General features: G+C 37.7%; 2 protein-coding genes and 1 pseudogene. 2 read left to right on the forward strand and 1 reads right to left on the reverse strand.

Features of this window, described 5'->3' with window-relative positions:
- Positions 1–367 (reverse strand): annotated as a pseudogene (locus ACQV2G_RS08980) (hypothetical protein); the annotation flags it as partial.
- 430 nt (positions 368–797) lie between these two features.
- Here ACQV2G_RS08980 and ACQV2G_RS08985 point away from each other — a divergent pair.
- Positions 798–1160 carry a PadR family transcriptional regulator gene (locus tag ACQV2G_RS08985; RefSeq protein WP_428874021.1) on the forward strand — a complete coding sequence of 121 codons (363 nt, stop codon included), beginning with the start codon at positions 798–800 and terminating at the stop codon, positions 1158–1160.
- Complete coding sequence (locus ACQV2G_RS08990; protein WP_428876639.1) at positions 1150–1896, forward strand: DUF1129 family protein; 747 nt, start codon at positions 1150–1152, stop codon at positions 1894–1896. Before ACQV2G_RS08985 ends, ACQV2G_RS08990 begins: the two co-directional genes overlap by 11 nt.
- Positions 1897–1973 lie beyond the last annotated feature (77 nt).

The raw sequence follows: 1973 nt of genomic DNA on the forward strand, positions 1-1973 counted from the left end.
CACCATGCGGACCTACCACAGTATCGATTTCCCAGTGTCCCCATTCCTCACGGTCTTCCACTTTCTGGGGGCGTTCTTCAACCGATTTGCCCAGGATTTTGCGGCGTCTGGGTCCAGGTTCAAAAGCCTTGTGCGGTTTGCGTGATACCTTTTCAGGTAAATCACTATTCTTCGTTCGCATGAGACCCGCATTGATCCAGTTATAAAGCGTTTTTGTGCAAGGGATCAAGTCTTCACAGAACAATTTATGACGTTCAGCGTAACCAACAACCGCATCAGGGCTCCACCTCTCACTGAGTAGCCTTATCCGCCCAATCGATAAAGTCCTTACTATTGCCCCACTTAGGTTGTCGTCCCGTTCCCTCATGCAAGGGGTCATACGCCGCTTGTCCCGCAGCAGCACTATAGACATCCCTGAAGTAGAGATAAGTCTTTCCGTTTACAGATTGTTTGCGTTTCTGAGTAACTGTCCCGCGTTTCACTTTTGTATGAATGGTCTGAGGTGAACGTCCGAGTAACCGAGTGATTGCTCGGTTTGAGCCATGTGGAGTCTGCTATTCTATGTCTGTGTTGTTACTACATAGATTAGCAGACTCACTGGCTCTTTTTCTAATTTATATGGCTAAGTTCATTTTACAATTCACCAAAACTTAATATTAGAAGAGTCACCTCATCTTTAAGAAGGGGTAATTGAATTTTAAACTAACTCTTGCATTACAAGGTAGCTAGCTGTATAATAATCTTAAAATACTATGTAATACAAGATAGTGAATTCGTTCTGTAAAAGGAGGGGTAATTTGTCTTCTACACAAATGTTAAAAGGAGTCATTGATGGATGCATTCTGATGATTATAAAAAATAAAGAAGTATATGGTTATGAACTGGCAGAAAAATTATCCCGTTATGGTTTTCATTCGATGAGTGAGGGTACGATCTATCCTTTATTAATGCGAATGAAAAGAGAGGGTTTAGTATCATCGACACTAAAAAAATCCACTGCAGGTCCCAAAAGGAAATATTATTCCCTGACTGAAAAAGGCGCAGATGAATTGGATCATTTTATTAAGCGCTGGGAAAACCTTCAAAGTAGCGTTAACAAGGTTTTAAATAGAGAGTCGTACACGGATAGTGATAAAGGAGATGGAACAAATGGAAAATAATACTCAACTATCGAAACAAAGTAAAGAGTTTTTAGAAAATCTAACCGTATACTTAGTTTCTAAAGGTAAGGAAACGAATGAGATTGAGGAGATAGTTAGTGAGTTAGAAGATCATCTCATACAAGCTGAAGGCCAAGGGAAGCCGATTGAGCATATTATTGGTTCGTCGCCTAAAGATTATATGAGGTCAATAGCCAATGAAATGTTAGTTGATCACCGTTCTGCTATTAAGAATATTATTGGCATTATGGTTGCATCCTATTCTTTCATTATCTTACCTAATTTGATGAGAGGCGAATTCTCTTTTTCGATTCTAGAGATTATGGGTCATTTAGTTATTGCTGGAGCATTTATTGTTGCAGTGCTTGCTGCTTTTAGAAAAATTATTCCAGCTAGATTATCAGACAAAATGAAGTATTTAGTATTTGCTATTATTTCACTTGTAACTATAGCTGCCTATGTTGCTTTATATTATGTAGATAGTATGACTCAAACACCAATTATAACATTAGACTCCACCGTCAGCCTTCTCATTGGGTCTATTATGGTGTTGAACTTAATTTTATTATCAATTTGGTCCAAAACAGCGGTTTTACTCGTAACACTTTTGTTAATTACACTACCAGAATATCTTTTAAACCTATCGCCTCTTCCCTACGAGTTAAAGCAAATTTTAACTTTGATTATTATGATAGGAGGATTTGCACTGTATGCTTGGTTTGTTTTAAAAAGATAAATTATCATAACAAGTGCAACACTCAATAAACGCAGAGTTCATTAGCTATATTAATAGGTAAATAACCAAACAAAACA

Source organism: Facklamia sp. P12955 (assembly GCF_050409565.1).
In the GTDB taxonomy this organism is placed as follows: Bacteria; Bacillota; Bacilli; order Lactobacillales; family Aerococcaceae; genus Facklamia.